Genomic DNA, 20,512 nt, shown 5'->3' on the forward strand with positions numbered 1-20,512 from the left:
TGCTGGTTGACGAGGCCAGGAGGTCAGATGAGGGATTCGCGTGGAGCGGAGTTCGACGACTTCGTCCGCACACGGTCGGGGGTGCTGTTGCGCGTTGCCTTCCTGCTGACCGGGGACCGGCACGCGGCGGAGGACCTGCTTCAGGAGGTGCTGGAGCAGATGTATGTGCGCTGGCGTCGGGTGCAGAGCAGCCCGGAGGCGTACGCGCGACGTGCGCTGGTCAATCGGTCGATCAACAGGTGGCGCTGGCGTGCCCGGCGTCCGGAGCAGTCACTGGGTGACCACGACGGGGTGGCCCGGGACCACGCCGAGGTGGTGGCGGTTCGCGAGCTGGTCGTCGGGGCGCTGCGGGCGCTGCCCGCTCGGCAGCGGGCCGCTGTCGTGCTCCGGTACCTGGAAGACCTGCCGGTCGTCGACGTCGCGGCGGCGATGGGCTGCTCCGAGGGAGCGGTGAAGAGTCACTCCTCGCGTGGGCTGGCTCGGCTGCGCGAGGTGCTGGCCGGATCGAGTCTCGTCATGCCCATCACTGGAACCGGGAGTTCGCGATGACCATGAACGACAGTGACGTGCGCGCCATCCTGCATCGCGCGACGGATGACCTGGTCAGCCCACCGGGCCTGCTCGATCAGGTGCGTCAGGGCGGGCGGCGACGGGTGGTCCGCCGCCGGGCCGTGTTGGCGGCGGTCTGCGCGGCCGTGGTGGCCGTGCCCGTGGCCGGCGTCCTCGACCTGCCCGGCAACGCCGGAGACGCACCTGTCGCCTCGCCGCTGCTGGACGAGCCCACTCGCGGTGATCTGGCCGCCGACGAAGGGTACCTGCGGCAGGTCCGCGAGGCGTGGCAGCGCGGCACCAAGGAGGCCGATGATCGGCCGCGCGGCGAGCCGAACATCGTGTGGGCAGGACGAACGCCTGCTGGCCCGGCCGCCTACGTCGCCCAACGTAGCGTGCACGGCATGACGATGGGGTTCGTCAAACCCACAGCCGACGGGCCGCGCGTCGGCACCCTGACGCAGGTCACCGATACCGGAACGGACGGCGTCGAGCAGGCGGTACTGCTCGGGCCGCAGCGCGACGTGCTTCTTGTGCTCGACTCCGGGCAACCGGTGGAGTTCTCCCCGCAACTGCGGCGAGCGCCCGATGGCAAGATCCAGCGGACCTTCGAGCCGGTGGCGTTCCGAGACGGCGCAGCGGTGTTGTCGGTGCCGCCACAGCGCACGAAGCTCACCATCGCGCTCTCCCGGACCCCCGTTGAACGGCGGAACGCGATGCGCATCGAGGGCACCAGCGAGATCTACTTCCCCGGCAACAAGAACCGGCCGGAGCCGCCGTTGATTCGTCACACATTGCCCGGCGCGGAGCAGGTCTGGGGCATCGACCCGGCTGCCAAGGGAGTGAATGCGCCAACCGAAGCCCTCGCCGAATACCTCGACCCTGCCGGAGCGCACACGCACGACGGCTCTCCCCTACTGTGGGTCTACGGGGCAACCCCCGACGGCCGGCGGCTCCTCGTGGAAACCGTCCAGTACGACGACGAACCGTCCCACGTCATCGCGCTGCTCGCCCGCAAATACCTTCCGTTCGAGGCGGTGGCGAGCACGACCGCGGACTGGTCGGCACCCCTGCCCGTGCGGCTACGACTGCCCGACAACCAGGGCGTTGTCGTCGCGGCCGAGGGGTCGGCGCTGAGCTACCGGGTCGGCGACGGCCAGTGGCAGGACGCCGGCCGCGACGCGGCACTCCTGCCCGCGACCGCCACCGACGTACGGGTCACCGACGCCAACGGGACCACCACCAACGTCTCGGTCGCTCCCTGAGCCAGCTGCCCGACAACCGTAAATACCGCGCTCACCGACGCTTGACTGACTACCTTCACCCACAGGCCGGTCGGTGCACGGTGCCGTAGGGGAGATTCGCGATGTCCGACGCAGCGTCCGCCACGGCAGACGCTGCGTCGTTGCGTCCCACCCAGCTGCTTCGGCGCAACAGGCCATTCCGGGCCCTCTTCTCGGCAAGGCTCGTCTCGTACGCGGGCGATTCACTCGGCCTTGTCGCGCTGATGTTCCACGTCGCCGAGACGACGGGTAAGGGGCTGGCAGTCGCGCTGCTGCTCCTTGTCGGAGATTTCGCGCCGTCCCTGCTGGGTCCCTTCACCGGCGCCCTCGCCGATCGGCTCAATCTCCGGCGGCTGATGGTCGTCTGCGAACTCATCCAGGCGGCGGTCCTGCTGGTCATCGTGCTGACAATGCCTTCGCTGCCGGTGCTGCTGGCCCTCGTCGCGATTCGCGCCACCGCATCGCAGATCTTCCAACCGGCGTCTCGGGCGGCGGTGCCCGCTCTGGTCGCCGACGGTGACCTGGAAACCGCCAACTCCACAATCGGGTTCGGCTCCAACGGAGCAGATGCGGTCGGCCCCCTCCTCGCCGCGGCCCTGTTCCCGTTGGTCGGGCTGCGTGGTGTGCTGCTCGTCGACGCCGTGTCGTTCCTGGTCTCGGCCGCGTTGCTCGCCACGCTCCCCTCACTTCCGGCGGCAGCCGGCGACGGGCGCCAGCCATCCCTGCTGCGACAGGCCAAAGCGGGCATCGGTTATCTGTTGAGTGTCCCGACAGTGCGGGTGATCTTCCTGGGCTTCACCGCGGTGGTCGCCTTCAACGGGGTCGACGACGTGGCGCTGGTGCTGCTGGCCCAGAAGACCTTTCACGTCGGTGACTCCGCGGTCGGGCTTCTGCTGGGCGCGGTCGGGGTCGGACTCGTGGCCGGTTACGCCATGTTGTCCAGGTGGGGCACCCGGGCGTCGATGCCGCTGCTGCTGATCGTGGGCTTCGCTGTCAGCAGTGTCGGCAACCTGCTGACCGGTCTCGCCTGGGCCGTCGCCGCCGCGATCGCCCTGCAGGCCGTCCGTGGGTTCGGGTTGGCGGCCATGGACGTCGCCTCCAGCACGCTGCTGCAACGTACGGTGCCGGCGGGCATGCTCGGCCGGGTCTTCGGAAATCTGTACGGTGCGATCGGGGTCGCCGCCGCGGCGTCCTACCTCGCCGGTGGCGTCCTGCTGGACGCCACGTCCGCGCCGGTGACCCTGATCGTCGCGGGCGTCGGCGGCCTGGTGGCCACCGGCGTCGTCGCGCTGCGACTGCCGCGGGCGATGCGCCGCGTCGACGCGGATGGTGCGACACCGACACCATCCGCGCCGACAATCGAGTAGATCGGGTGAGCAGGCGCATGTCGTCGGCCGATTGCTTTCCCGCGAGTTGCGGACCGCCCTCGGTCAGGGGTTGATCAGTCTCCAGTCACCTTCGGAGACGACGTCAACGGTGCCATCGACCACCTTTAGGGCGGTGTTGTCGTCGATGGCGTAAGTCGGTACCGGAATTCCGGACGCCCACTTCTGGATGTGGGACAGCTCGGCGTCCGCCATGTCCGGATGATTGAGGTGGGGGTACAGCGTGAAATCCACCAACCCCAGCGCCCGGTCGGCGCCCTGCCCCATGTCGCTGCCGACAGGGACGAATCCAAGGTCGAATTCGGCGTCGCAGTTGTACGGGGTGACCGCGATACTCCCGGCGCTGACCCCCACATAAACCGTGTCACTCAGTGACGGCAGGAGGTCAGCCAGGCCCGACTGGCGCAGCCAGTAGGTCAGGTACAGCACATCGCCGCCCCAGACGAGGAGGGCATCGGCCTCCCGGACCGCCGGGACCCAGTTCTCTTCTCGGATGGTCGGCAGCGCGGTGAGCTCCAAGAGCCCCAGGGATTTCCAGCCCAGCTGGCACAGCGGGATGGGAGCCTGGCCGTGAATCGCCTTCCATGCCCTCTCACCTCCGCCGGGGAAGGGGTAGACGCCGGTGGGGACGAACAGTGCCTTGGACTCGGCGATCGGCTTGCCCAGTAGGTCGACGAGCGCGTCGGAGATGCTCGGGTTGCAGATGCCCGACGACGTGAGAAGGAACTTCATGGAGTCCGCTCTTCTGAAGCTCTCGCTTTTCTTACTCTCCGGTCGGGCCGCCCGCGAGTTCGGTGACCACGTCGAGGTGGCCCAGGTGGCGAGCGTACTCCTGCACCAGGTGGAACAGCACCCGCTCCAGCGACGCCGGGTCCGCGCCTCGCCACCGCGAGCCCGGCGCACCGATCTCGGCCAGGTCGTGTGCCGTCACCACGGCTGTGGTGTGCGCGCCCTGCGCGCGCAGCGCCGCCACCAGATCCGCGCGGGTCTCGTCCGGGGAGACGTACCAGCGGTCGTCGCGGCGGTCGCCCCACGGTTCGGCGACGTCCCGGCCCTGGAAACCCCACTCGATCCAGCGCAGCTCGACGTACCGCAGGTGTTTCAGTAGCTCCAGTGGGGTCCACCCGGACGGCAGCCGGCTGCGCCGCAGCTCCGGCTCGTCCAACGTCGACACCTTGTCCATAACGGAATCGCGGAAGTAGTCCAGGTAACGCAGGAAGATCTCGCTTCGGCTGCCCGCTGGGTTGGTGGGCTCGGGGAACGACGTCATGACCCGGTCGGTAGGTCGCGGGCGCGCTGGCGCACACCCGCGCCGCCGTACGGGTAGTCGCCCACCAGCGGGGCGCTCGCCTCGTCCAGCAGTCGCATCTGCTCGGCGTCGAGGACCAGGTCGGCGGCGGTCAGGTTGTCGTCGAGCTGTTCGGTGGTACGCGCGCCGAGGATCACCGAGGTGACCGCCGGTCGGGCCGCCAGCCAGGCCAGCGCCACCGCCGACATGGACGCGCCCTGTTCCCCGGCGATCTGGCGGACCGCGTCGAGCACCCGCCAGGTGCGCTCCTCGCCGTTGCGACCCGCGTACGCCTCGACGCCGCGCTGCGGGTTCTCGCCGAGCCGCGTCGCGCCGGTGGGAGTGCTGTCGCGCTGGTACTTGCCGGTCAGCCAACCGCCGCCGAGCGGTGACCAGGGCAGGATGCCGATGCCCTCGTTCTCGCAGACCGGCACCAGCTCGAACTCGATCTCCCGGGCCAAGAGGTTGTACTGCGGTTGCAGGGTCACGATCGGGGTGAGGTTGAGGTGCTGGGTGAGCAGGGCGGCCTTCTGCAACTGCCAACCGGTGAAGTTGCTGACCCCCGCGTAGCGGATCTTGCCGGCGCTGACGGCGTCGTCGAAGAACCGCAGCGTCTCCGGCAGCGGGGTCAGCGGATCCCAGGCGTGCGCCTGGTACAGGTCGATGGCCTCGACGCCGAGCCGCCGCAGGCTGGCGTCCAGGGCGCGGGTGAGGTGCACCCGGGACAGGCCGGCGTCGTTCGCCCCCGGGCCCATCGGGAACCGCCCCTTGGTGGCGATCACCAGGCGGTCACGCAGGTCGGGTCGGCTGCGCAGCCAGCGCCCGACGATGTCCTCCGAGACACCGGCGGAGTAGACGTCGGCGGTGTCGATGAACGTCCCACCGGCCTCGACGAACCGGTCCAGTTGGGCGAAGCTGCCGGCCTCGTCGGTCTCCGCGCCGAAGGTCATCGTGCCCAGACACAGGGTGGACACCACGGTGCCGGTGCTGCCCAGAGTGCGATAGCGCATATCGTCCTTTCGGTCCGAGTGACAAAGCTGATCTTCGCATCCGCCCCGACCACCCGCATTCGGGCCAGTGCCGAACGCCGTGGGGGCACCCACGCGACGGCGCCGCCGGTCATCATGAGCGGGTGAGCGAGCCCGCGATCGACATCGACCGACCGCACCAGCCGGCCCAGTCGCCACCGCCGGGGCAGCCTCCGGAGCCCGGCGCGCGCACACGCGGCCCGTGGTTGGTGGCCGCCGCCACCACCGCGACGCTGCTGCTGCTCGCCGGCCGCTACGGCTATCACCGCGACGAGTTGTACTTCCTGCTCGCCGGCCGGCACCTCGACTGGGGCTACGTCGATCAGGGGCCGCTGGTCCCGGCGCTGGCTCGGCTGCTCGACACGATCGCCCCGGGCAACCTGGTGGTGCTGCGTACCCCCTCGGCGGTGCTGGCCGGCGGCGCGGTGCTGCTGGTCGCCGCCATCGCCCGTGAGCTGGGCGCCGGCCGGGGCGCGCAGATCTTCGCGGCGGTGCTCGCCGCGCTGTCCGGCATCGTGCTCGCCAGCGGTCACCTGCTCAGCACCACCACCGTCGACCTGCTGGTCTGGTTGGTCGCGGCGTGGTGCATGGTGCGGTTGCTGCGCACCGGTGACAGCCGGTGGGCGCTGGGCATCGGGTTGGCGCTCGGTGTGGGCATGCTCAGCAAGCTGCTGCCGGCGTTGCTGGCCGTGGGCCTGGTCGCCGGGGTGCTCATCGCCGGGCCGCGTCGGCTGCTGCGCGAACGCTGGGTGCTCGTCGCCGCCGGAATCACCGTGCTGCTGGCCGCACCGAACCTGATCTGGCAGGCGTCGCACGGCTTTCCGCAGCTCGGCGTGGCCGCGTCCATCTCCGGCGGCGACAGCTCCTACAGTGGTCGGCGCGACGCGCTCATCCTCCACTTCGTCATCATCAGCCCGTACGCCGTACCGATCTGGATCGCCGGCCTCGTCGCGTTGCTCCGCCGGCCGGCGTGGCGGGCCTACCGGGCGGTGGGCTGGTCGTGGCTGGTGGTGGTCGCCATCGTGCTGACCGCCGGCGGTAAGGGTTACTACGACGCGCCACTGTTGCTGGTCCTCACCGCCGCCGGGGCGCTGGTCACCGTGGGGTGGGCCTCGCGCGGGTCGGTCTGGTGGCGTCGCGGGTTGCTCGCGCTGGGCGTGGTGCCGTTCCTGCTGCCCAACGTCGTGCTGCTGCTGCCGGTGCTGCCGGCCGACCGGTTGCCCGGTTTCGTGGTCGACGTCAACTACGACGCCGGCGAGACGATCGGTTGGCCGGAGTTCGCCGACTCTCTCGCCGCCGTCCATCGTGGGTTGCCGCCGCAGGAGCGTTCGCGGGCGGTCGTCCTGACCGGCAACTACGGCGAGGCCGGCGCGGTGGCCCGGTACGGTCCGGCGCGCGGTCTGCCGCGGGCATACTCCGGGCACAACAGCATGGTCGACTTCGGTCGCCCGCCCGCCGACGCGGACGTGGTCATCGCGGTCGGCTGGGAGCGCCCCGACCAGCTGAACACCTGGTTCGAGCGGTGCACGCTCGCCGGGCAGGTGGACCAGCGCGTCGAAGTGGAGAACGACGAGAACGGCGGCCCGATCCACGTGTGCCGAGGGCTGCGGCGTCCGTGGGCGCAGATCTGGGACACCGAGGTACGCCACACCGGCTGACCGTGCCCAGGGGTCAGCCGGCTCCGCCGGTCAGGGCAGGCCAACCGGCTCCGCCGGTCAGGGCAGGTCAGCCGGCTCCGCCGGTCAGCCAGGCCTGGATGCCGACCAGGGCCTCGGGGCCGGAGTTGGCGTCGACGTCGCGGGCGAGGTCGGCGATCGTGACCGCCGCGAGGGCCTGGTGCCACGCGTCCTCGGCCGCCCACATCGCTCGGGCGACCGGGCACGGCGTGGTGCAGGAGTCGGCCGGGGCCGCGAAGGGGCCGCGCTGGCGGATCTCCGTGCAGACGAAGGACGGGCCGGGACCGTCGACGGCCCGGACCACGTCGAGCAGGGTGATGCTCTCCGGCGCGCGGGTCAGCACGTAGCCGCCCGACTTGCCCTGCACGGAGTGGATCAGGCCGGCGCGGGCCAGCGACTGGAGCTGCTTGGCGAGGTAGCTGCTGGAGACGTCGTGCAGTTCCGCGAGCTTCGCCGCCGGAACGGGCGTGTTGCTGGCCGTGAGCACCACGCAGCAGTGCAACGCCCACTCGACACCGCCGGACATCTTCATGACGTCACCCTAGTCACCCCGCTACCCGGACTCATCGTGTCCGAGTATAGTTCTCGGACAGAAGAGGTCCGAGTATCGGCGGGCGTTTCAGCAGCCGGACAAACGACCACACAGTCACGGGAAGGTGCACGGGCATGAAGATCGCCGTACTGGGCGGGACCGGTCTCATCGGGTCACAGGTCGTCAAGATCTTGCAGGCCGCGGGTCACGAGGCGGTGCCACTCTCGCCGTCCACCGGGGTGGACCTGCTCACCGGGCAGGGCCTGTCCGACGGGCTCGCCGGCGCCGAGGTCGTCGTCAACCTGACGAACTCGCCGACCTTCGACGAAGCCTCGCCCGCCTTCTTCCAGACCACGATGGACAACCTGCTGGCCGCCGCCGCTCGCGCGGGCGTCGGTCACGCGGTGATCCTCTCCATCGTCGGCGTCGACCAGGTGCCCGACCTGGACTACTACCGCGCCAAGGTCCTCCAGGAGGACATCCTCAAGGCCGGCCCCGTTCCGTACTCGATCGTCCGCGCCACCCAGTTCTTCGAGTTCGTCGAGGCGATCCTGTCCTGGACGGCCGACGACACCACCGTCCGCCTGCCCAGCACGCCGGTGCAGCCGATGGCCGCCGCCGACGTGGCGCAGGCTGTCGCCGAGGTCACCATGGGCGCGCCGCTGCAGGGCGTCCGCAACGTCGCCGGGCCCGACGTCTTCGCCCTCGACGAGCTGGGGCGGATCACTCTCGCCGCCCGCGGTGACCAGCGCACCGTGACCACCGACAACGCCGCTGGCATGTTCGCCGCCGTGCCCGGCGATGTCCTCGTCGCCGGCGACGACGCCGTCATCGCGCCCAGCTCCTACCGGGAGTGGCTCGGCCGCCAGGTCTGAGGATTCGACAGGCCCGCACGTCGCCGTCGTGCACGATCACGACAGTGGTGTGCGGGCCTGCCACTCGCGGGCCAGGATCGCGAAGACGAGCTGGTCGGCCCACTCCCCCTTGAACCTGTAACTCTCGACATGGCGTGCCTCCTGCCGCATGCCGAGCCGCCGCATCAGCCGGGCCGACGCGCCGTTGCGACAGTGGCAGCGACCGTAGACCCGGTGCAGCCCGAACTCGTCGAAGCCCCAGGCCAGCACCGCCGCTGCGGCCTCGGTCGCCAACCCGCGGCCACCGTGGTCGGGGTGGAAGACAAACCCCAGTTCGGCGGTACGGTCGAGCTGGCTGCGCCACACCAACTCCACGATCCCGATCACCCCGGCGTCGGTGACCGCGGCCACCGTCAGGCAGTCACCCTCCGCGCGCCACGCGTCCTCGCCCGCCATGGCGAGCACCGACGCCCGCGACTGCTCACGGGTACGCGGCTCGGCGCCGAGCATCCAGCGCACCACGTCGGGTCGGCGCTGAAACGCGTACACCTCGTCGAGGTCGTCGATCGTGACCGGGCGCAGCGCGAGCCGTGCGGTCCGGATCGGGTAGCTCGGCTGGATCATCAGACGATGGTAGAGACCCGCCTGGGGCGCTCCTCCGGTGCCGGTCGAGCGGCGTCCGGGCGGCGGGGCAGCAGGAGCGGACTCGCGAGGATCACCAGCCCCGCGACCGCGATCGCCGTGCGAGGGCTGGTGACTTCCGCGAGCAGCCCACCGAGCGCGCTGAGGATGGCGATGGCCGCGCTGCTGCCGATCGACCAGGCCGAGAGGGTACGGACGACGCGATCCGTCGGGGTCTGTTGCAGGCGGTAGGTGGCGAGCACCGGGTTGTACAGGCTCATGCTGATGATGATCGCGAACTCGACGGCGATCACCGTGGCGAGACCGACCACGCCGGGCTGGACCACGGCGAGGCCGATCAGCCAGACCGCGCGCAGCGTGCCCACGGTGCGGATGATCCGGTGTTGGCCGTGGCGCGCCACCACCCGACGGGCCAGGCGTGACCCGATGAGCCCGCCGACGCAGGGCACGGCGAAGGCGAGGCCGTACTGCCACGGTGGAAACCCCAGCTCGCCGAGCAGGAGGACGGCCACCAGCGGCTCGGTGGCCATGATCAACCCGCCGACGAGCAGCTGGTTGAGGTAGAGCGCCCGCAGACCGCTGTGGGTCAGCAGGTGCCGCCAGCCGTCGAGCAGCTCACCGGCCCGAATCCGGCTACCGCCGGTGCGGCGGGGCTGGTCCTCGTGGCCGCGAATGGCCGTGATGCCCAGCGCCGAGAGCAGGTAGCTGAGCGCGTCGGCCACGATGGTGACGACCGGGCCGAACAGACCGACCGCCGCGCCGCCCAGCGGCGGCCCGAGCGCGATCGAGCTCCAGGTCGTCGACTCGAACCGCGCGTTCGCCACCAGCAGGTCGTCCGGCCGGACGAGGGCCTTGAGAAAGGCGCCGCTCGCCGCGTTGAAGGCGATCTTGGCGGTGGCGACCACGGCCGAGACGACCAGCAACTGACCGAAGCTCAGTCGGCCGAGGGCGTACGCGACGGGGACCGTCAGCAGGACCGCGAACCGGGCCAGGTCCATCGCGATCATCACCTGCCGCTTTCGGTGGAACTCCACCCATGGCCCGAGTGGCAGGGCGAGCAACGCGCCCACCGCCGGCCCCAGCGCGGCCAACACCGACACCTGGGCGGGGCTGGCCCGCAACACCAGCACGGCGATCAACGGCAACGCCCCGAACCCCAGCCCCGAGCCGTAGGCGCTGACCGCGTACGACGCCCACAACCAACCGAACCGCCGACCCAGGGACCGCCTCGCCGACAAGCCCATACCTCCCGCTTCAACAACCCGACGTTGACCGTGGGAATCAAAGCAATGCCGCTGAGCAAGGATCAAACAACCGACTCCGGGGCGAGCCACAACCAGATGTTGTGTCAGTAGGGTTGCCGGGTGAATCTCGACGCCGTACGCACCTTCGTCGCCGCCGTCGACGCCGGCCAGTTCCAGGACGCCGCCGCAGCGCTGTCGATCACCCAGCAGGCCGTCTCCAAGCGCGTCGCCGCCCTGGAGAAGGATCTCGGGGTGCGGCTGTTCACCCGCACGGCGCGCGGCACCCACCTCACCGTCGACGGTCAGACCTTCCTGCCGCACGCCCGTGAGCTGCTTCGGGCCGAGGCGCGCGCCGACGCCTCCGTACGCCCCGGCCGCCGGGCACTGCGCGTCGACGTCCACAGCCGACGGATCGCACCGGCGGTGCTGTTGCAGGACTTCCACCGCGCGCATCCCCGCGTCGAGCTGGACGTCGTCACCCTCGACGCCGACGTCCACGCCGCGATGGCCGCCGTCGAGGCGGGAACGGTCGACGCCACCTTCCACGCCGTCACCGTCGCCGCACGCCACCTGCCCGCCGCGATCAGGGCCACGCGCGTGATCGACGAGCACCACGAACTGCTCGTCGGCCCACGCCACGCGCTCGCCAACGCCCGCACGGTCACGCCCGCACAACTCGCCGACCACCGCATCTGGATGCCCGGCATGGCCCCCGGCACCGAATGGGCCGACTACTACGACGAACTCGCCGCCGCGTTCGGCCTCACCATCGACCTGGTCGGCCCGGTCTTCGGCAACGAGGCGTTGCTGGCCGAGATCGCCGACTCCGCGGAGCTGGCGACCCTCGCCGGCGAGCGCACCCGATACCTGTGGCCGGACAGCTACGACCTGCGGCGCATACCGGTGCGCGACCCGGCGCCGATCTATCCCATGTCCCTCATCTGGCGCGACGACAACCCGCACCCCGCCCTGGCCGCACTTCGCGACCACCTCGGCTCCCGCCGGGTGCGGGCACCCGGCACCGAGGTCTGGCTACCGGCATGGGCGCACCTCAGCTAGCCAGGTCGGCGGACACCTGATCGTCGTGACGGCGGCGGGCCCGACCAACGGCCGCCATGTGGTGCTCAGCCCAGGCGCGTACCGCTGCCAGTGGGGCGTCCAACGAGACGCCCAGATCGGTGAGCGCGTAGTAGACGCGCGGGGGCACGGTCGGCTCGACGCGACGGGTGACCAGGCCGTCACGGCGCAGGCTCTGCAAGGTCTGCGAGAGCATCTTGTGCGACACCCCCGGCGTACGGCGCCGCAACTCGGCGAACCCGAGCTCGCCCGGATGGACCTCGACGAGCACCTTGACCAGCATCGACGTCCACTTGTCGCCGATCCGGTCGAGCAGCTCCCGGGTCGGGCAGGCCGGGCTGAAGAGATTCCCGGTTACCCCCACCTCACCAGGTGTCGGTGAAGTGCCGTCTTGTCCCATCATTCGGGGCTCTCCATGATTCAGTAGGTAACTGATGGTAACCGGTGAGGATGAGATGGAACTACGACGGATCGTGACGAACAACACCGAGCTGAACGTGGCGCTGGACGGTTCCGGACCGCCGGTGCTGCTGATGCACGGTTGGCCACACACCTGGCAGGTGTGGGGCCCCGTCCTGCCGCTGCTGACCAGCAAGCGCCGGGTCATCGCCCCCGACCTGCGCGGGCTCGGCGACAGCGCCCCCGCGGCAGATGGCTTCGACGCCGCGACCGGCGCCGACGACATGCTCGGGCTGCTCGACGCACTCGGAGTGGACCAGGCCGACGTGGTGGCCCTCGACGCCGGCGTACCCGCCGCCTTCCTGCTCGGCGTGCGGCACCCGACCCGCGTCCGCCGACTGGTCCTCATGGAGGCTGTGCTGCCCGGCCTGCCCGGCGGATTCGCCGCGCCGCCGTGGTGGTTCGGCTTCCACTCCGCCCCCGGGCTGGCCGAGACGGTGCTGGAGGGTCATGAGGGCGCCTACCTGGACTGGTTCCTCACGGCGGGAACCTACGAGCGCCGGGGCGTGCCGCCGGAGATCCGGGACGCGTTCGTCCAGGCGTACACCGGCCGCGAGGCGCTGCGCCGCGGTTTCGGCTACTACCGGGCGGCGGAGCAGAACGCGGCGGCGATCCTCGCGGCGGGACGGCTGACACTGACCGTGCCCACCCTCGCCGTCGGCGGCAACACGGTCGGCGACCTCCTGCACCACCAGTTGGCCCCGGTCAGCGACGAGCTGACGGGAACACTCGTCGCACGAAGTGGCCACCTCGTCCCGCTCGACCGCCCAGACGCCGTCGCCGGGCTGATCCTCACACCCCCGCTGAGGTGATCAGTGCCCCGAGGAGGCCAGGGCCTCGCCGACGGCGGTGGCGTGTTCGCGGATGCGCTCGATCAGCTCCGGCGTCGCCGCCTCCCGTTCCAGCAACTCGATCTCGTACGCCTGAGCCGCAAGCTCGAGCAACTCGTCCGAGCTGTACGGCCGGTCGGGAAAGTCACTCTGATTTCGGGTGAACAGAAGCTCCGCGAGGCCGACCAGATAGAGGCTGGGCTCGTCGATCAGATCGGGCAGGTCCCGCACGAACGCCAGCACGGATCGGTCGTCGAACAGAATCGGATCGCCCGGATCGGAAGGCCTGTAGGCCCGCAGCCGGTCGGCCACGTCACTGCCGGCCGGAGCTCCGGCGCACACCGCCCACGCAACCGCCAGCCCTTCCGGGGCAAGGTCAGCCACTGGCCACCGCACCTCGTCGCGCTCCGCCGACTGGCGCAGCAGTGGCAGGGAGCGCTGCACGGCCGCGACCGACAGCACCCGTTGCGCCGCCGGCGACAGCCGCCCCGCCCGCTCGTTCAGCTCATCCTGGATGGGCTGCAGGCTGGTCACGGCCACACGATACCCGGGTTGAACGTCGCCGAGCGCGACAGTCTTTCGCGCCCCTGCGGCCCGACGGTCTGCGAGCCGGGCTCTTGCTGGACCAGGTCCAGGCAGTCGGCTTTTCCCGTCCGGCAGAAGGGGTTGGTCGAGTAGATGGCGATCGGGCTCAGCGGGTTCGCCGCGGCGTCGGCCTTGGCGCGGGCGATGGCCGCGGGTTCGGCGTGCTCGGTGCCCACCTTGGGCACGACGCGCGCCGGCTGGGCCGCCGTTTGCTGCGGGCGCTCCATCGCCACTCCGCCCGAGGCCGCGTAGTCGTACACGGTGCCGTCCTTGACGACGCAGACCACGAGAATGGCGATGGTCTGTTCGAGGCCCTGATATTCGGGTTTGCTGTAGGCCTTCGCGACGTTGTCGCCCTTGGTGCGCGCCCGGGCAAGCTCGGCGTTGCGGTTGACCTGGTCGCACTTGTTGGTGTTGCTGCTGGTGGAGGGTTGCGCGGACGACTTCGGCTGGTTCTCCTGCTGTGACCGGTAGAGCTCCAGCAGCTTCCGCAGCTGGTCGATGCTCTTCTCGACCTTGGCCTTGGTGGTGGCTTTCGCCATCACCCGGACCTGCGCGGCGTAGACGTGGGTGCCGCGCGTCGCGCGGGCACGCACGTAGAACGCGCTCCAGGCGGGAGAGACGTTGGTGCAGCTGAGCGCGGCGGTCGCGTTGACCTTCACGGTACGCGCGGTCTTGCACCCGCCGACCGGACGGCCGTCGCCCGTCATCGTGACCGTGACGTCGACGGCGATCGAGTTGGGTGTCTGGACACTCTTACTGCTGAACGTGTTGGTCACCGTCTGGGCGACGGTGCAGGAGCCGGGCCCGCAGCCGCGGAACGACGCCTTGCCCTTGAGGTCGAACTGGTAGCTGGTGTCGATCGCGTCGGTGAGCTGCCGAGCCCGGTCGATCAGCGTCCCGTACGTCTTCTCCACATCGGGCGTAGGGAAGGTCAGCGCGCCGAGGGTGGCCGGCGCACGGCGTGGCGGTGTCAGCTTGCCGTGCAGGACATTGCCGTGCAGGACATTGCCGGGCAGGTCTGGCAGCGGCGGGAAGCTGGGTGGCGGCCGGAGGCTGGGCCGTGACGGAAGGCTCGGCAGGGGCGGGATGCTGGGGAGCGCCGGGAGGTTCGGCGCCGAGACGGCGGGTACGAGGCGCAGCACCCGATGCGGGCTGTCGGCGCTGACGGTCAGCACACCCGCCGGCGTGGTCGCGCGCCAGGCGCGGGTCCCGTCGTCGTCGACCGTGTCGGTCACCGCCGGGAAGGAACTGGTCTGCTCGACCGCGTCCGACAGTTGCTTGCCGAGCGCGGCGGGAGTGGTCAGGGACCCGGCGACCAGCGCCGTCGTACCGGCGCCGCCGGTGATCCACCGGTTGGCCAGATCACCCTGATCGTCGCCGCCGGGCAGCATCATCGCGGGCATCTTGACGTACGTGCGCTCGTCGATGCGCAACACGTCGATCTTCAGTCCGCCCAGGCTGACCGTACCCGTCGCCTGTCCTCCTTTGAGAACGGTCAGGTCGGTGCTCGCGCCGCCGATCGGTGCGCCCAGCAGGCGGACGGCCTCGGCGGCACCCATCGCGGCCGCGGCCGCACGGAACTGCTCACGCGTGGTCTGCGGCTTGTCGTCCTTCATCACCTGCCAGACGACGAGCCCACCGGCTCCGGCGAGCACCAGCAACGCGACGATGCCGGCGACGAGCGCTGCGGGCCGCTGCCACCAGACCGGCCCCGGCAGCAGCGCAGGTGGTGGTGGCGAGACAGGACCTACTTCGGACATAAGAACCCCCGTTCCCGTGAGCCACTCTATCGCCAGGGATCAATTCAGGCGGGGGTCGCCTCCAGGGCCGCCGGCCCGCGCGTCGCAGCCTCAACCCTCCGCGACGCCGCGACCCCGGGCGTGCAGGTTTCTGCTTCAGGACGTCATGTGGTCGCGGCGAGTTCGGTGAGAATTGGACGTAGTCGACCGGCCAGGTGCGGGTCCGTGCGAGTGAGTTCTGCGGCCAGGACCGTTGCGGCGGCCAGGAGCGCGCGACGTAACTCGGTTTCATCGGTGGAGCGGACCAGTGTCGTTTCGAGTGGTCCGCTGATGTCGGCGGGTAGTAGGTGGGCGCCCTTGGCGTAGCTGGTGGGGTGGCCCAGGCGCTGACAGGCGAGCGCAATCGTCTGGCTGCGCATGGCGCCGATCCAGTGCTCCGCTTGCCAGTATCTGCCTCGCTCGATGCTGATCCGCGCGTGCAGGGCATGGTGCCATGCCAGCCCGGCCATCTCGTCCGGCCCGCTCGGCGGGGCCGTCTGGGGTGGCATGGATTGCCCGAATATGAGTCGCCAACTCGGGCCGCGCGGCCCGAACTCGGCTTCCGGGCTGAACGCGAGGTCGACTTCCAGGCAGTGCGGAAGCAGGAATACCCGGTAGATCGCCGACCCGGCCCTCAGGTCCCAGTGGTGGACCGCGGCGAAGTCCTGATACATCTGTCGCGTCCACCGATGCATCACGGCGTCGAGCGGACCGCTGACCGCGAAGGCCAGATCGATGTCTGACCAGCGGTCCTCATCGTCGGTCGCGTGCGAGCCGGTGATGGCGGCGGCGACCACAGCGGGGTCTTGTTCTGCCAGGTGCAGCAGCCGCTGCCGGATCAGGTCGCGTTCCTCTGCGGAGAACATGACAACGAATGATGTCGCAGCACCGACCGCGCGACAGTATGGAGCCCTCTGCCGCCTTTACTGAATTTCCAGTAATGATAATCCGTTAATTACCTGCCACAAAAGGCGCGAAACGGGCGTGCATCATAATGACAGTTAATGTGCGTAAGGAATCAGGATGTTGTGTTGACACCCCCGGCCTGCGCTACTGGTGAGAGCGTCTATTCGACTGTCGCAAGTTCTCGGCGCCACTCTCCGCAGGAAGGGCGTCAAGGCGTTCCTGCAGCGCGCGGGTCTGCTCGTGGTCGGGGCCGCGCTGGTTGCGGGACGCCTCGAGTGCGACACCGAGTTCGATGCGGGCCTCGGCGGTACGGCCGAGCCAGTGCAGGATCTGGGCATGTTTCACGCGGGTTGCGAGGGTGGCCTCGTGATCCTCGCCGAAGTCGCGGCGGCGCCGGGCGACGGTCGCGCGATAATCGGCCTCGAGCGCCTCCAGCGTGGCGCGGTCTGCGCCGGGGATCACGCCGTGTCCGGCGACGATCTCGTCGAGCCACGCGAGGTAACCGGAAGGGTCGTTCTCACCGAGTGACGGGAGCGCGGCAAGGTACTGCGGCGAGCGCAGCGCCGGCCCGGCCCGCATGGCCAGCTCCTGCGCGCAGGCGAAGTTGGTGTCGACGTAGACGTTGATGAGCGCGTTGGCGCACTTGGCCCACTGGACGACCTGTTCGTCGCCGCTCCGGACACAGGCGACGTCGTCGTGGGCCTCGACGGCCAGATCGACCCGTCCGGCTCGCAGGTGGCCGCACAACGCACTGAACGCGACGAGCACCCGCGCCCGCCGCACGCCCTCGTCCCCGGTCGCGTCGGCGAGCGCGCTGAGCGCTCGGTGCGCCCGGGCCGCTCCCTCCGCGTCACCGCGCCGGACGTACACCATGACGGCCTCGAACCCGATCGCCGTGAGGTTTCCCAGGACGGTGTCGGCGGCCCGGTGCGGGCGGTAGGACGTGAGCAGCGAGACGGCGAAGCCGAGGAGGTCGGCGTCCGGGCCACCGCCGGGCTCGGCGAGGGCGAACAGCCGCCGAGTCCACGCGGCGGCCACGAAGACCTGGTCCGCGCGGTCCGGCCGGTAGACGGCCGCAAGGTCGCGCACCGCATCGGCCTCGGCCCGGGCGGCCGCCCCGATCCGCCCCGCATTGGCCAGCCGGTTCGACAGGCTGTTCGCCGCCACAGCCCGGGCCAGCAACGGCCCGTCCTGCGCCACCCGCACCGCCTCCCGGGCCGCCGCCTCTGCCTCTGCCTCGGTGTCCGGACCGTCGGCGAGGCGCTCGTGGAGGCGCCCGCGGGCCATCAGCGCCCGCTGGAACACAAGGCGCTCGTTGTCGTCGAGGGTCCGCCCGGCCGCGACGGCGGCCTCGATGACGACGGTGGCCGCGTCAACCCGCTCGACCGGCTCCCCGCCAACATTGTCCAGCCAGGCGAGCCCGAGGTCGACGAAGGTGTCGACGAGGACGGCGGCGGCCTTCCCGCCGATCTTGGTAAAGATGTTGACGGCGAACGTCGCGTACACCCGCAGGCCGTTCAGGTCCCCCCGGCGCCCCCTGTCCCGGCACAACTCAAGCACGGCGGCAGGCAGCGCCTCGCCAACGGCGCCGCGCGCAGCAGCCACCAGCGGATCGCGCTCGTCGGCGGCCTCCAGTGCGCGGGCGGCGGTGAGGATGGCCTGGGCGTGCTCGACACCGTGGCCGTCCGGGGACTGCACCGCGTGCTCCCGGATTATGGTGACCGCGCGCATCGCCGGGTCCAGCGCCTCCTCCGGCCGGTCCGCGTCGATCAGGGCCTGGGCGCGGCCGAGAGAGACCAGGCCGAGAAGGTGGTAGGCCCCGCCGATGTCGCCCCGCTCGGCCGCGGCGGAGTCGATGGCGAGCCGGGCGTGGATCTCGGCGCGGTCGGACGCGGCGGCGGCCGGCCCCGCGCGGCCGGCGTTGAGCAGCCGCATGCCGAGGGTGTGCCAGGTCGTCGCGACCACGCCCGGGGAGCGGATGCCCAGCTCGGCCAGGGCGTGGACGGCCGTCTGGGCGGTGCGGATCGCGGCCAGGTGCTCGCCCGACGCGGTGTGGCACGCGGAGCGCACGCGGAGAGCTTCCAGCAGGTGTAATCCGGGGTGTAGCCGTGCGGCCTCCACCGCCGTGGCCGCTACCTCGCTCGCACGTGCGAGGTCACCGGTCTCCAGGAGCCGTTCGGCGTGCTGGACGGCGAGTCCGACATGCTCGGGCGTGCCGGCGCCGACCCCACGATCGAGCAGGATCCTGGTGATGACGGCATCGGTCGAGCCAAGCACCGTCGTGTGTGGCGGGATGCTCGCCCGCGCCGCGACGAGAACCTCGGTCGGCAGGTCGGTCTCGCGCAAGACCCGGTCGAGGTGGACCCCCATCGGCTGGCCGGTCTCCACCGCGACCCTGATCGCCGGGCCGACGAGCCGGGCTGGGTCGCGCAGCAGCGCGTCAACGATCCACCTCCCCACGTCCTGCTCACGCTGCGCGAGCCGGGTCAGCACGGTCAGGGCGTGGACGGCCTGCTGCTCAGTGAACGGCATTGAACGCCCCGAGCAGAAGCGGATCGTCGTCGAGCGTCGCGGCGACCAGGTGCTCGCCGAGCAGGTCCGGTTGGACGCCCGCGAGCCAGGCCGCCGCGGGGTAGAGGCAGTGCAGCACCTCCCCGACGACGGCCAGCGCGGCATCGGGTTGGCCGCCGAGCAGCGGAGCCTGCCGCAGCAGCTCGACTGTCTCGGCTGGGCCGGCCGCCCCGCCGGCCATCGTGACCAGCGCAGCCGCCTGCCGCACCGCGCGGCCGGCCAGCTGCGGCAGACCGGCGTCACGCATCGCGCGGTCGAGGAAGCCCTGCTCACGGCGCAGCGCGAAGCTGAGCAGCCCGTCCTGGGTGTGGGTCGGGTCGCCGAGGACGGCGGCGAGCGCGTGCAGGTGGATGAACAGCACGCGGTCGTACAGCGGCGAGTCGAGCGGTTCCCCGAGCACCGTGCCCGGCACGTCGAGGGCGGCACTGAACGCGACGACCGCCTGACGGTGGATGTCGGCACGGGAGCCCGGATCGCTCGCCAGCGGCGCCAGCTCGTGCCGGGTCACGGCGGGCCCGTTGACGAAGTCGCCGACCGGGCCCGGGGCGTGCCGCAGCTCCAGCCACCAGTCGCCGGCCGACCGGGCCAGCAGCACGATCCGGACCCGGCTGCGGCAGCCGAGCGCAGCCTCGATGAGGGCGGCGGTCGCGCCCCGGCGGATCTCGGCGTAGTCGACCGCGACCAGCACACCGGCCGCCCCGGCGGCGAGCAGGTCGAGCTGCCTGGCGGTGACACGTTCGACCGTTGGGTGCAAGAACCCGGCCCGCCAGGAGTTGTCGCGGGCGCGGGCACACGCTTCGAGCAGGAGACGGGTCTTGCCCATGCCGCCCGGCCCTGTGTAGATCCGCAGCGACGTCATCGGTCCGTCCGAGAGCCCGCCGACGAGGTCGTCCAGGGCCCGCTCGCGGCCGAAGAAAGGCACGATGCGGTACTGCGCCCGCAGCAGCGCGCTCGGCGGGTACTGCTCGCGCCACCAGGGCCACGCAGCGTCGTGCAGGACCGCCGACGCCTCGAGAACCACCTGGGTCTCGCGCAGCTCGTCGGTGGCGGCGGCCTGCGCGGAGAGCCGAGACAGCACCGCACCCTGGAACTCGCGGGTGAGATCCGGCAGCTCGGCCGCCTCGGCGGCGAGGGCACCGACGGCCGCGTCAAGGGCCATTCCGGTCAGCCGCCGATCGGTGTCGTCGAGCCTGGTCAACGCGGGCTCGGCGCGGCGACGCATGACTGCGGCCGCCCGGTCCGGGTCGAGGTCGGCGCCGGTGAGGTCGGCGACGGTCAGTGGATGCTCGGTCAGGATCTGCCGCACGTTCTCCAGCGCCCGGGCGGTGGCCGCGGCGTCGATCCCCTCACCACGCGCGAATGCGACCAGGCCGGCCTCGATCCGGTCGGAGACTTTCGCGAACCGCTTCCTGGCGTCCGGCGTCGCCCCACCGAACGCCAGGTCGAGGGCGATCCCGCCGGCTTCTTGCAGGGCGGCGACCGGCCCGCCGAACAGCCCGGCGAGGGAAATCCGGGCGACGCGTTGCGCGAACCCGCGCGACTCCGGCGGCATGACAGCAAACCGTAGTCGATTCGGCACGCTCACGAGTTCCCGCCGATCCGGTTGCGATGCGCGACCTCGCGCTCGATCGGCCACGAAGCCGCCGAAGAGCAAGAACGTGCTCCCGAGAACCTGCGGGCCGCGTGGGACGGCGGCGATCAGGACCCGCGGATCGGCGCGCTGGCCGGTGCCCGCCGCGAAGGGAGGAAGCTGATCGCCTACGGGCGCGAGTTCGCCAACCCCGCCCCTACACGCTGGGCGACCTGCCCGCGGCCGCCGGCC

19 protein-coding genes are annotated in these 20,512 nt (G+C 71.0%); 7 read left to right on the top strand and 12 right to left on the bottom strand.

What is annotated here, in order from left to right; all coding sequences use genetic code 11:
* Positions 1–27: 27 nt before the first annotated feature.
* The 3 genes from ACLQ3B_RS28050 (at position 28) to ACLQ3B_RS28060 (ending at position 3,199) form a co-directional block, all read left to right on the top strand.
* On the top strand, positions 28–549 hold the full coding sequence (locus tag ACLQ3B_RS28050) for a SigE family RNA polymerase sigma factor (RefSeq protein WP_425783684.1): 522 nt from the start codon (positions 28–30) through the stop codon (positions 547–549).
* Positions 546–1,814 (top strand): hypothetical protein, encoded by a 1,269-nt coding sequence (locus ACLQ3B_RS28055; protein ID WP_425783685.1) that lies wholly within the window; start codon positions 546–548, stop codon positions 1,812–1,814. The genes ACLQ3B_RS28050 and ACLQ3B_RS28055 overlap by 4 nt, the downstream gene beginning before the upstream one ends.
* Positions 1,815–1,915: 101 nt before the next feature.
* Entirely contained in the window at positions 1,916–3,199 is a 1,284-nt protein-coding gene (locus ACLQ3B_RS28060; protein WP_425783686.1) for an MFS transporter, read from the top strand.
* Between the two features lie 63 nt (positions 3,200–3,262).
* Here the strand turns inward: ACLQ3B_RS28060 and ACLQ3B_RS28065 are convergent, their stop codons facing one another.
* From ACLQ3B_RS28065 to ACLQ3B_RS28075, 3 genes are read right to left on the bottom strand one after another with little or no spacing between them, the layout of a single operon-like run.
* The gene (locus tag ACLQ3B_RS28065; protein ID WP_425783687.1) at positions 3,263–3,949 is read right to left on the bottom strand and encodes a Type 1 glutamine amidotransferase-like domain-containing protein; all 687 of its coding nucleotides are present in this window, start codon (positions 3,947–3,949) and stop codon (positions 3,263–3,265) included.
* Between the two features lie 31 nt (positions 3,950–3,980).
* Positions 3,981–4,487: a DinB family protein gene (locus ACLQ3B_RS28070; RefSeq protein WP_425783688.1), complete on the bottom strand. Its 507-nt coding sequence runs from the start codon at positions 4,485–4,487 to the stop codon at positions 3,981–3,983.
* On the bottom strand, positions 4,484–5,515 hold the full coding sequence (locus ACLQ3B_RS28075; RefSeq protein ID WP_425783689.1) for an aldo/keto reductase: 1,032 nt from the start codon (positions 5,513–5,515) through the stop codon (positions 4,484–4,486). Before ACLQ3B_RS28075 ends, ACLQ3B_RS28070 begins: the two co-directional genes overlap by 4 nt.
* A 122-nt stretch (positions 5,516–5,637) precedes the next feature.
* Between ACLQ3B_RS28075 and ACLQ3B_RS28080 the strand changes: the two genes are divergently transcribed.
* The gene (locus ACLQ3B_RS28080) at positions 5,638–7,191 is read left to right on the top strand and encodes a glycosyltransferase family 39 protein (RefSeq protein ID WP_425783690.1); all 1,554 of its coding nucleotides are present in this window, start codon (positions 5,638–5,640) and stop codon (positions 7,189–7,191) included.
* 67 nt (positions 7,192–7,258) lie between these two features.
* Here the strand turns inward: ACLQ3B_RS28080 and ACLQ3B_RS28085 are convergent, their stop codons facing one another.
* On the bottom strand, positions 7,259–7,741 hold the full coding sequence (locus tag ACLQ3B_RS28085) for an RrF2 family transcriptional regulator (RefSeq protein WP_425783691.1): 483 nt from the start codon (positions 7,739–7,741) through the stop codon (positions 7,259–7,261).
* Positions 7,742–7,875: 134 nt separating this feature from the next.
* Between ACLQ3B_RS28085 and ACLQ3B_RS28090 the strand changes: the two genes are divergently transcribed.
* Positions 7,876–8,616: an SDR family oxidoreductase gene (locus ACLQ3B_RS28090; protein ID WP_425783692.1), complete on the top strand. Its 741-nt coding sequence runs from the start codon at positions 7,876–7,878 to the stop codon at positions 8,614–8,616.
* A gap of 36 nt (positions 8,617–8,652) precedes the next feature.
* Here ACLQ3B_RS28090 and ACLQ3B_RS28095 read toward each other — a convergent pair whose 3' ends face one another.
* Both ACLQ3B_RS28095 and ACLQ3B_RS28100 read right to left on the bottom strand, forming a co-directional pair.
* Positions 8,653–9,219: a GNAT family N-acetyltransferase gene (locus tag ACLQ3B_RS28095; RefSeq protein ID WP_425783693.1), complete on the bottom strand. Its 567-nt coding sequence runs from the start codon at positions 9,217–9,219 to the stop codon at positions 8,653–8,655.
* Positions 9,219–10,475: an MFS transporter gene (locus tag ACLQ3B_RS28100; protein WP_425783694.1), complete on the bottom strand. Its 1,257-nt coding sequence runs from the start codon at positions 10,473–10,475 to the stop codon at positions 9,219–9,221. Before ACLQ3B_RS28100 ends, ACLQ3B_RS28095 begins: the two co-directional genes overlap by 1 nt.
* A gap of 126 nt (positions 10,476–10,601) precedes the next feature.
* Here ACLQ3B_RS28100 and ACLQ3B_RS28105 point away from each other — a divergent pair, with 126 nt between their 5' ends.
* Positions 10,602–11,540, top strand: coding sequence for a LysR family transcriptional regulator (locus ACLQ3B_RS28105; protein WP_425783695.1), 939 nt, complete (start codon positions 10,602–10,604; stop codon positions 11,538–11,540).
* Here the strand turns inward: ACLQ3B_RS28105 and ACLQ3B_RS28110 are convergent.
* Positions 11,533–11,922, bottom strand: a complete 390-nt coding sequence (locus ACLQ3B_RS28110) for a winged helix-turn-helix transcriptional regulator (protein ID WP_425783696.1) — start codon at positions 11,920–11,922, stop codon at positions 11,533–11,535. The genes ACLQ3B_RS28105 and ACLQ3B_RS28110 overlap by 8 nt on opposite strands.
* Positions 11,923–12,013: 91 nt before the next feature.
* Between ACLQ3B_RS28110 and ACLQ3B_RS28115 the strand changes: the two genes are divergently transcribed.
* Positions 12,014–12,829 carry an alpha/beta fold hydrolase gene (locus ACLQ3B_RS28115; RefSeq protein WP_425783697.1) on the top strand — a complete coding sequence of 272 codons (816 nt, stop codon included), beginning with the start codon at positions 12,014–12,016 and terminating at the stop codon, positions 12,827–12,829.
* Here the strand turns inward: ACLQ3B_RS28115 and ACLQ3B_RS28120 are convergent, their stop codons facing one another.
* The 5 genes from ACLQ3B_RS28120 to ACLQ3B_RS28140 form a co-directional block, all read right to left on the bottom strand.
* Entirely contained in the window at positions 12,830–13,381 is a 552-nt protein-coding gene (locus tag ACLQ3B_RS28120) for a hypothetical protein (RefSeq protein ID WP_425783698.1), read from the bottom strand.
* Positions 13,378–15,195 (bottom strand): hypothetical protein, encoded by a 1,818-nt coding sequence (locus ACLQ3B_RS28125; protein WP_425783699.1) that lies wholly within the window; start codon positions 15,193–15,195, stop codon positions 13,378–13,380. The genes ACLQ3B_RS28120 and ACLQ3B_RS28125 overlap by 4 nt, the downstream gene beginning before the upstream one ends.
* A 143-nt stretch (positions 15,196–15,338) precedes the next feature.
* On the bottom strand, positions 15,339–16,079 hold the full coding sequence (locus tag ACLQ3B_RS28130; RefSeq protein ID WP_425783700.1) for a hypothetical protein: 741 nt from the start codon (positions 16,077–16,079) through the stop codon (positions 15,339–15,341).
* A 184-nt stretch (positions 16,080–16,263) separates the two neighbouring features.
* Positions 16,264–18,651, bottom strand: a complete 2,388-nt coding sequence (locus tag ACLQ3B_RS28135) for a hypothetical protein (protein ID WP_425783701.1) — start codon at positions 18,649–18,651, stop codon at positions 16,264–16,266.
* Positions 18,638–20,242 (bottom strand): hypothetical protein, encoded by a 1,605-nt coding sequence (locus ACLQ3B_RS28140; protein ID WP_425783702.1) that lies wholly within the window; start codon positions 20,240–20,242, stop codon positions 18,638–18,640. The genes ACLQ3B_RS28135 and ACLQ3B_RS28140 overlap by 14 nt, the downstream gene beginning before the upstream one ends.
* Positions 20,243–20,512 lie beyond the last annotated feature (270 nt).

The sequence above is a fragment of the Micromonospora sp. DT53 genome (assembly GCF_049841535.1).
Classification (GTDB): Bacteria; Actinomycetota; Actinomycetes; order Mycobacteriales; family Micromonosporaceae; genus Micromonospora.

Excerpts from the sequence above, each read along its gene's own strand:
- ACLQ3B_RS28050 (WP_425783684.1), top strand. The coding sequence starts at position 28 with ATGAGGGATTCGCGTGGAGCGGAGTTCGACGACTTCGTCCGCACACGG.
- ACLQ3B_RS28055 (WP_425783685.1), top strand. The coding sequence starts at position 546 with ATGACCATGAACGACAGTGACGTGCGCGCCATCCTGCATCGCGCGACG.
- ACLQ3B_RS28060 (WP_425783686.1), top strand. The coding sequence starts at position 1,916 with ATGTCCGACGCAGCGTCCGCCACGGCAGACGCTGCGTCGTTGCGTCCC.
- ACLQ3B_RS28065 (WP_425783687.1), bottom strand. The coding sequence starts at position 3,949 with ATGAAGTTCCTTCTCACGTCGTCGGGCATCTGCAACCCGAGCATCTCC.
- ACLQ3B_RS28070 (WP_425783688.1), bottom strand. The coding sequence starts at position 4,487 with ATGACGTCGTTCCCCGAGCCCACCAACCCAGCGGGCAGCCGAAGCGAG.
- ACLQ3B_RS28075 (WP_425783689.1), bottom strand. The coding sequence starts at position 5,515 with ATGCGCTATCGCACTCTGGGCAGCACCGGCACCGTGGTGTCCACCCTG.
- ACLQ3B_RS28085 (WP_425783691.1), bottom strand. The coding sequence starts at position 7,741 with ATGAAGATGTCCGGCGGTGTCGAGTGGGCGTTGCACTGCTGCGTGGTG.
- ACLQ3B_RS28090 (WP_425783692.1), top strand. The coding sequence starts at position 7,876 with ATGAAGATCGCCGTACTGGGCGGGACCGGTCTCATCGGGTCACAGGTC.
- ACLQ3B_RS28095 (WP_425783693.1), bottom strand. The coding sequence starts at position 9,219 with ATGATCCAGCCGAGCTACCCGATCCGGACCGCACGGCTCGCGCTGCGC.
- ACLQ3B_RS28115 (WP_425783697.1), top strand. The coding sequence starts at position 12,014 with ATGGAACTACGACGGATCGTGACGAACAACACCGAGCTGAACGTGGCG.
- ACLQ3B_RS28125 (WP_425783699.1), bottom strand. The coding sequence starts at position 15,195 with ATGTCCGAAGTAGGTCCTGTCTCGCCACCACCACCTGCGCTGCTGCCG.
- ACLQ3B_RS28130 (WP_425783700.1), bottom strand. The coding sequence starts at position 16,079 with ATGTTCTCCGCAGAGGAACGCGACCTGATCCGGCAGCGGCTGCTGCAC.
- ACLQ3B_RS28135 (WP_425783701.1), bottom strand. The coding sequence starts at position 18,651 with ATGCCGTTCACTGAGCAGCAGGCCGTCCACGCCCTGACCGTGCTGACC.
- ACLQ3B_RS28140 (WP_425783702.1), bottom strand. The coding sequence starts at position 20,242 with ATGCCGCCGGAGTCGCGCGGGTTCGCGCAACGCGTCGCCCGGATTTCC.